The 7,564-nt window shown below is 71.1% G+C and carries 7 protein-coding genes and 1 pseudogene; 4 read left to right on the forward strand and 4 right to left on the reverse strand.

The annotated features are described in order from the left end of the window. Both AB0M20_RS18080 and AB0M20_RS18085 read left to right on the forward strand, forming a co-directional pair. On the forward strand, window positions 1-730 hold a 730-nt coding region (locus AB0M20_RS18080), incomplete at its 5' end, for a tetratricopeptide repeat protein (RefSeq protein WP_364299460.1). 32 nt (window positions 731-762) lie between these two features. Continuing rightward, on the forward strand, window positions 763-2,304 hold the full coding sequence (locus AB0M20_RS18085) for a helicase HerA-like domain-containing protein (protein ID WP_364299462.1): 1,542 nt from the start codon (window positions 763-765) through the stop codon (window positions 2,302-2,304). Between the two features lie 9 nt (window positions 2,305-2,313). Here the strand turns inward: AB0M20_RS18085 and AB0M20_RS18090 are convergent, their stop codons facing one another. Both AB0M20_RS18090 and AB0M20_RS18095 read right to left on the reverse strand, forming a co-directional pair. Continuing rightward, window positions 2,314-2,973: a response regulator transcription factor gene (locus tag AB0M20_RS18090; protein WP_364299464.1), complete on the reverse strand. Its 660-nt coding sequence runs from the start codon at window positions 2,971-2,973 to the stop codon at window positions 2,314-2,316. After that, complete coding sequence (locus AB0M20_RS18095) at window positions 2,970-4,121, reverse strand: sensor histidine kinase (RefSeq protein WP_364299466.1); 1,152 nt, start codon at window positions 4,119-4,121, stop codon at window positions 2,970-2,972. The genes AB0M20_RS18090 and AB0M20_RS18095 overlap by 4 nt, the downstream gene beginning before the upstream one ends. A gap of 205 nt (window positions 4,122-4,326) precedes the next feature. On the opposite strand from AB0M20_RS18095, the gene AB0M20_RS18100 reads away from it, so the two are divergent. Further along, complete coding sequence (locus AB0M20_RS18100; RefSeq protein ID WP_364299468.1) at window positions 4,327-5,022, forward strand: hypothetical protein; 696 nt, start codon at window positions 4,327-4,329, stop codon at window positions 5,020-5,022. Window positions 5,023-5,085: 63 nt separating this feature from the next. Here the strand turns inward: AB0M20_RS18100 and AB0M20_RS18105 are convergent, their stop codons facing one another. Further along, window positions 5,086-6,138, reverse strand: coding sequence for an aldo/keto reductase (locus AB0M20_RS18105; protein ID WP_364299470.1), 1,053 nt, complete (start codon window positions 6,136-6,138; stop codon window positions 5,086-5,088). Between the two features lie 91 nt (window positions 6,139-6,229). Here AB0M20_RS18105 and AB0M20_RS18110 point away from each other — a divergent pair, with 91 nt between their 5' ends. Continuing rightward, the gene (locus tag AB0M20_RS18110; protein WP_364299472.1) at window positions 6,230-7,225 is read left to right on the forward strand and encodes a magnesium transporter CorA family protein; all 996 of its coding nucleotides are present in this window, start codon (window positions 6,230-6,232) and stop codon (window positions 7,223-7,225) included. Here AB0M20_RS18110 and AB0M20_RS18115 read toward each other — a convergent pair. Beyond that, window positions 7,222-7,564, reverse strand: a pseudogene (locus AB0M20_RS18115) (hypothetical protein); the annotation flags it as partial. The gene AB0M20_RS18110 and the pseudogene AB0M20_RS18115 overlap by 4 nt on opposite strands.

The raw sequence follows: 7,564 nt of genomic DNA on the forward strand, positions 1-7,564 counted from the left end.
GTGCCGGTGTCTGGATTGCGCACCGGAGCTGGGGGTGGCGCTCGCCGCCGCCGAGCGCAGCGGCGACCGGCTGGGTCAGGCCACCGCGCTGCGGCTGCTGTCCCGGGCCGAGATCCGGATCGGGCTGCTGACCGAGGCCGACGAGAAGATGCGCCGCTCCCGCGACATCTATGCCGACCTGGGCGACGACTCCGGCGAGGCGCAGGCCGAGCACAACCTGTCCGAGCTGAGCATGGTGCGCGGCGACATGGCGCGCGGCCGCGCACACGCCGAGCGGGCGGTCGAGCTGTACCGCCGGGCCGGCAACCGCGACGGCGAGGCCCGCGCGCTGAACGCCGTCGGATGGCTGGCCGCCAACATGGGCGACTACGACGTCACCATCGCCCGCTGCTCGGAGGCGCTCGCCGTGCAGGAGGTCAGCGGCGACCGCAACGGGCAGGCCGCCACCCTGGACAGCCTGGCGGTGGCCTTCGAGGCGCAGGGCGATCTGCCGCGCGCCGCGGAGCTGTACCAGCGCTCGTCCGACCTGTTCCGCGAGTCGGCGGACCGCTTCCACACGGCCGAGGTGCTGATCCGGCTCGGCGCCGCCCGCGAGGTGCTGGGCGACCCGGCGGCCGCCCGCGCCGCGTGGCAGGAGGCGCTCGGCTTCTATGTCGAGATCGGCGACGAGTCCGCGGCCGACGTGCTCCGCCGGCTCGACGCGCTGGACCAGAGCGGGGCCGGACGCTGACGAGGACCCTCGCTACCGCTACGGTGCAGCTCATGGCGGACAATGACATCGCGGCGGCGGTCAGGGCGGGTTACGCGTTCACCGGGCCGGTTCTCGAGCTCGGCGCCCTGGTCACCGGGGACACCACCGACCCCACCGCCAAGGTGCGCATCCCGCTGTCGATGGTGAACCGGCACGGACTGGTCGCGGGCGCCACCGGCACCGGCAAGACGAAGACGTTGCAGGGCATGGCCGAGCAGCTCTCCGCGGCCGGCGTCCCGGTGTTCCTGGCCGACATCAAGGGCGACCTGTCCGGGATGGCGGCGCCCGGTGAGGCCAGCGAGCGGGTCACCACGCGGGCCCGGGAGATCGGGTACGATTGGCAGCCGGCCTCGTACCCGGTGGAGTTCTTCGCGCTCGGCGGGCACGGCACCGGTGTCCCGGTCCGGGCCACGATCACGTCGTTCGGGCCGACGCTGCTGTCCCGGGTCCTCGGGCTGAACGACGTCCAGGAGTCCTCGCTCGGCCTGGTCTTCCACTTCGCCGACCAGCACGCGCTGCCCCTGCTCGACCTGGCCGACCTGCGCGCGGTGATCCAGCACCTCACCTCACCGGCCGGCGCCGCGGAGCTGGCCGAGCTCGGCGGGCTGTCCAAGGCGACCGCCGGGGTGATCCTGCGCGAGCTGATCGCGTTCGCGGACGCCGGCGCGAACGACTTCTTCGGCGAGACCGAGTTCGACACCCGCGACTTCCTGCGGGTGACGCCGGACGGCCGCGGCGTCGTCAGCATCCTCGAGCTGCCCAGCCTGCAGAGCCGGCCGGAGCTGTTCGCCACCTTCCTGATGTGGTTCCTGGCCGACCTGTTCCAGGATCTGCCCGAGGTCGGCGACGTCGACAAGCCCAAGCTGGTGTTCTTCTTCGACGAGGCGCACCTGCTCTTCCGCGACGCGTCCAAGGAGTTCCTCAGCGCCATCACCCAGACCGTGCGGCTGATCCGCTCCAAGGGCGTCGGCATCTTCTTCGTCACACAGACGCCCAAGGACGTGCACGGCGACGTGCTGGCCCAGCTCGGCAACCGGGTCCAGCACGCGCTGCGGGCATACACGCCGGAGGACGCCAAGGCGCTCAAGGCGACCGTCTCGACCTTCCCGAGGTCCGGGTACGACCTGGAGGAGGTGCTCACCCAGCTGGGCACGGGCGAGGCGATCGTGACGGTGCTGTCCGAGCGCGGCGCGCCGTCGCCGGTGGCGTGGACCCGGCTGCCCCCGCCGCGGTCCCTGATGGCTCAGGTCGACGCCGCGGTGTCGAGCGGGATCGTGGCCGGATCGCCGCTGAATGCTCGATACAGCGCGCGGATCGATCGTGAGTCGGCCTACGAGATGCTGCTGAAGAAGGTTGCGGTTCCACCGCCCGCGGCCGAGAAGCCGGCGCAGGCACCGCATGCGGAGAAGCCGGCGCCCAAGAAGGACGAGAAGTCCTTCCTGGAGAAGGCGCTGGGCAACTCGACCGTGCGGAGTGCCCTGCGCACGGCGGCGACCGCGGCGGGCCGCGAAATCGCTCGCTCGATCTTCGGCGCCGCCAAACGTCGGCGCTGACCCGATGAATCAGCCCGCGCCGGGACGGACGACGCCGTTCTCGTATGCGTAGACGACGGCCTGGACACGGTCGCGCAGGCCGAGTTTGCCGAGCATCCGGGCGACGTGGGTCTTCACGGTGGCCTCGCTGACGATCAGTGTCGCGGCGATCTCGGCGTTGGAAAGCCCGCGGGCCACGTGGTGCAGTACTTCGAGCTCCCGCTCGGTGAGCGCGGCGACCTCGGGCGGGACCGGTCGCGCCGCCGGCGTGCCGGCGAACTGTTCGATCACCCGGCGGGTGACGGCCGGGTCGAGCAGACCGGCGCCGGACGCGACGATTCGGATGGCCCGCACCAGGTCCTCCGGCGGAGCCGTCTTGAGCAGGAAGCCGCTGGCCCCGGCGCGCAGGGCGTCGTAGACGTGCGAGTCGACGTCGAAGGTGGTCAGCACGACGATCCGGGTGGCGATCGGGTCGTGGGCCACCAGGCGGCGGGTCGCGGCGATCCCGTCCAGTCGCGGCATCCTGATGTCCATGAGGGTGACGTCCGGCCGGAGCCGGCGTGCGGACGTCACCGCCTCGATGCCGTCGCCGGCCTCACCCACGACGGTGATGTCGGCCTCGGCGGCCAGGATCAGCCGGAATCCGGCGCGGACCATCGCCTGATCGTCGGCCAGCAGGACGCGAATCATGGCGAGCTCTCCAGGCTGCGCGTGTCCAGCGGAGGGGGTACGGGCAGAACCGCGTGCACGGCGTACCCGCCGGCCGGGCGGGGACCTATGTCGACGGTTCCCCGATAAAGTGCGGCGCGCTCCCGGATGCCGACGTGCCCGTGTCCGCCCGGCCGCACCGCCGCGCCGCCCACGCCGTCGTCGCTGACCCGTAGCTCGACCGCCGTAGGCCCGTAGTCGACGGTGCAGTCGACCCGGCTCGCGGCGGCGTGCCGCAGCACATTGGTGACCGCCTCCTGAACGATCCGGTATGCGGCCAGGTCGACGCCCGCCGGCAGTGGCCGAATATCGCCGGTGACCTTCAGGACGGCGTCGATCCCCCCGGCCCTGGCCGGCTCGAGCAACTCCGCGACGCGAGCCAGGCCCGCCGCCGGCACCGGCTGGTCGGCCTCGGATGTGCGCAGCACGCCGAGCATGCGTTGTACCTCCGCCAAGGCCTCCCGCCCGGTCTGCTCCACGGCCTCCAGGGCGGCCCGTTCCTCGATCTGGTCCGGGCGCAGCAACCGGCGCACCCCGCCCGCGTGCATCGTCATCACGCTGATGCTGTGCCCGATCACATCATGCAGCTCGCGGGCGATCCGAAGACGTTCCTCGCTGACCGCCGTGGCCGCCCGCCACTGTGCATCGTGCTCGGCGAGCGCGGCGCGTTGCTCCGACAGTTGGGCGCGCAGTGTCCGGTTGGCGATGGTCCGGCCGCCGAGCCAGCCGCTGCCGCTGAGCAGCCATGCGTACGCGATGTCCTCGACCGCCAGGCCCGTCTCCCGGACGACTGCGACGGCCAGCAGACCGAGCGTGATCGCCAACGCCACGCCGGGACGACGCGCATGGTAGCCGGCGGACACGATGACGCCGAATGCGGCGATGAACGAGATGAATCCGGAGTTCGAGTCGGCACCGAGGAAGGCGGGTACCACGCCGAGCGCGGTCAGCACAACGACCAACGTGCCCAGCGGCGCGATCCGGTGCCAGGCCGACGCGAGCGTACCGATCAGGTACGCGGCGGCCAGTGCCGGGCGGGGCGCACCGACCATGACGCCGGTCCACACCTCGGCCTGAGCGCCGGCGGCGACCACCGCGGCCGCGGCGAGGTCGACGGGCGGGGCGTCCACCGGAGCATGAGGTCACGGTACGGCGCTTGCGCCCTCGAACGAGTCAGCCGACAGAGCGATCTGCACACTCCTTCGCGTACATCCATCGGTGGACGCCGAACCAGCCTCCGTGCCGACGACGCGCGGCTCGACCCGGCGCGAGAGTGGCCACCGACCCCGACCGGCGGACCAGCTCCGGTCACATCTCTCACGGAGAGGCAGGCTCATGTCGACCACGGCATCCACCGCACAGCGGCTGCGCAGATACACCATGGGCAGCGCACTGATCATCTTTCCGGCCCTGCTGGTGGCGCAGGGACCACTCGATCCCGCATCGGGCGGCACCGGTGAGGTCATGTACACCGCCGCCACACAGCATCGCGGAACGCTCACCATCTCGGCCGTGCTGTTGCTGATCTCGGGCTTCCTGATGGCCCCCGCGGCGACGGGGATCCTGCACCAGGCCCGCGATCGCGGCGCCGGCCTCGCCAACCTGGCCGCGGTCCTGGCCGTACTGGGTGGCTTCGGCCACGCGGCGATCGCGATGTTCTACATCTTCGCGCTGCCGCTCGACGGCGGCGACCGGCAGCAGATGGTGGACTACGTCGAGCGGCTCAACGCAGGCCCGGTGATCGGAGCAGTCGCGTTCCCGCTCATCCTCTGCTTCGGTCTCGGCGTGCTCGCCATGGCCTGGGCAGCGTTGCGCGCCGGGCTCATCGGCTGGTGGGGCCCGGCCGTCGTCACGGCGATCATCCTGTCGCACCTGCTGCTGCCGGATCCGCCCGACGTCGTCGGCCTGATCGGCCTCGTCGGATTGGCCGTCGTCTTCGGGCACCTGGGACTGCGGATCCTGCGCATGACCGACGCCCAATGGGGCGGCACGCCGCACCCGGCGACAACGCCGGTACCAGCGCACGCATGACGGCCGCGTATCGCCCCAGGACGGATCGTCGCCACCACGACGATCCGTCCGGGCGACGCGATCTCAGCTCAGGAACGGGGCGATCTGAGTGAGGTCGGCCTCGCTCAGGCGATCGGTGCTGGTGTTGCGGTGATGCCAGAACGGGTAGCGCAGCGGCGAGCCGCTCACGTCGTCGAGCGCCTTGATCTCGTCGTCGCTCAGCGTCAGGTCGGCCGCCGCCAGGTTGTCGCGGAGTTGTTCCGCGGTGCGTGCGCCGACCACCAGCGACGTCACGCCCGGCTTGGCCAGCAGCCAGGCCAGCGACACCTGGGCCGCCGAGACGCCGTGCGACTCGCCGATCTTCACCGCGAGCTCGATGGTGTCGTACAGCTTGTCCTCGTCGTTGATCGGCGGCTCCGACCAGTCCGACAGGTGCCGGCTGCCGGCCGGCGCCTCGACGCCGCGCCGGTACTTGCCGGACAGCAGGCCACCGGCCAGGGGGCTCCACACCAGGATGCCGAGACCCTGGTCGACGGCCAGCGGGACGTGCTCGGCCTCGATGTCGCGGTTCTGCAGCGAGTAGTAGACCTGCTGGCTGGCGAACCGCTCGAGCAGCCGCGAGTCCGAGATCGCCAGCGCCTTCATCAGGTGCCAGGCGGCGTAGTTGGAACAGCCGATGTAGCGGACCTTGCCGCTGCGCACCAGGTCGTTCAGCGCGGTCAGGGTCTCCTCGAGCGGGGTGTGCCCGTCCCACTCGTGCGCCTGGTAGAGGTCGATGTAGTCGGTCCTGAGGCGGCGCAGGCTGGCCTCGGCGCCGCGGATGATGTGGTGGCGGGACAGGCCGGCGTCGTTCGGCCCGTCGCCCATCGGCATCCGCACCTTGGTGGCGATCAGCACGTCGTCGCGGTTGGCGCCGAGCGCCTCGCCGAGAATCTGCTCGGACAGGCCGGCCGAGTAGACGTCGGCCGTGTCGATGAGGTTGACGCCGGCATCGCGGGCGATCGCGATCTGCTCGCGGGCGCCGGCGACGTCGATCTTGCCGACGGGGCCGGCCCACCCCGTCCCCCCGAAGCCCATCGTGCCGAGCGTGAAGGTGGAGACCCGGAGCCCGGACCGTCCCAGTTGCCGATACTGCATGTCACTGCCTCTCGTCGGAGCCACACCAGTCTTCACCCTGCACCGTATGCCGCGGTGTTTCCACTCGGCGGGGTATGACTAGTGCGTGACCATGCCGACATGCCCGACCAGCACCCGCCTCTACGAGCGGGGAAAGGTCATCGAGGAGGACTTCGGTCCCGACCGGGTCGACGAGCTGATGAAGGCGCACCCCGACGCGGTGCTGTGGCTCGACCTGCTGGACCCGGGCACGGCCGACCTGGCGGCGATCCAGGCGCAGTTCGGGCTGCACCCGCTGGCCATCGAGGACGCGGTGGACGACCACCAGCGCCCCAAGCTGGACCACTACCGCGGCCACCTGTTCCTCAACGTCTACGCGGTCAAGGTGCACACCCAGGACTCGACGCCGTCGTTGGACAAGACCGAGATCAGCGCCTTCGTCACCGAGCGGGCGCTGATCACCGTGCACAAGTCCAAGGGTGACCTGGACGCCCTCCGGGCCCGGTGGGACCAGGACGCCGAGGGGCTGGCCGCGGACATGGGCGTCGGCTTCCTGCTCTACGCGCTGCTCGACGTGGTGGTCGACGGCCAGCTGGCCGCCGCGCAGACGCTCGACGTGGCGATGGACGGCACCGAGGACGAGATGCTCGAGGAGGGTGGTGCGCCGCGGCGAGCCCGAATGTACGGCTTCGCGATCCGGCGCCTGCTCTGGAACCTGCGGCGGGCGGTCGCGCCGATGAGCGGCCTGGTCGACGATCTGCGGCACACGACCCATCCGATCTCCGACGAGAACCTGGGCCCCTACCTGCGGGACGTCGACGATCACGCGCGGCGGGCCGCGGAGCTGATCGAGATGGCGCGCGAGCGGATCAACGAGCTGCTCGAGGCCGACCTCAACGAGCAGAGCAACGCGCTCAACGACATCACCCGCAAGCTGGCGGCGTGGGCCGCGGTGATCGCCGTCCCGACGCTGATCACAGGATTCTTCGGCCAGAACGTTCCATTCCCGGGGTACGAGAAATGGAGCGGTTTCCTCTTCAGCGCGTGCCTGCTGGCCTTCTCCGCCGGCGGCCTGTACCTCTACCTGAAGTCCCGCAGGTGGCTCTAGCCGCCGTCTCCCGGGCCGGTGGGCTCGTCGGTCGGCGGGGCTGTGGGCTCGGTCGGCGGGGGTGTGGTCGTCGGAGAGGTGGTCGGGTGGGTGCCGGAGCCGTTGCCATCGCCATCGCCGTTGCCGCCGCTCGAGCGGCACGACAGCTCCAACGTGATCGACTTCGTCGTGGTGCCTGCCGGTGAGGTCACGGCCAGGGAGACCTTCGGGTTGGAGTATCGGCCGGGGGACAGGGCCCGGCCGGCGCGGATCGAGATGAACTTCGTCTCGGCCCTGTCGAAGGTCAGGCTGCCGGTGTCCAGCGTGGAATCGCCGGACCACCAGCGGTAGGAGACCTTC

This window comes from Actinoplanes sp. NPDC051633, assembly GCF_040681735.1.
GTDB lineage: Bacteria > Actinomycetota > Actinomycetes > Mycobacteriales > Micromonosporaceae > Actinoplanes.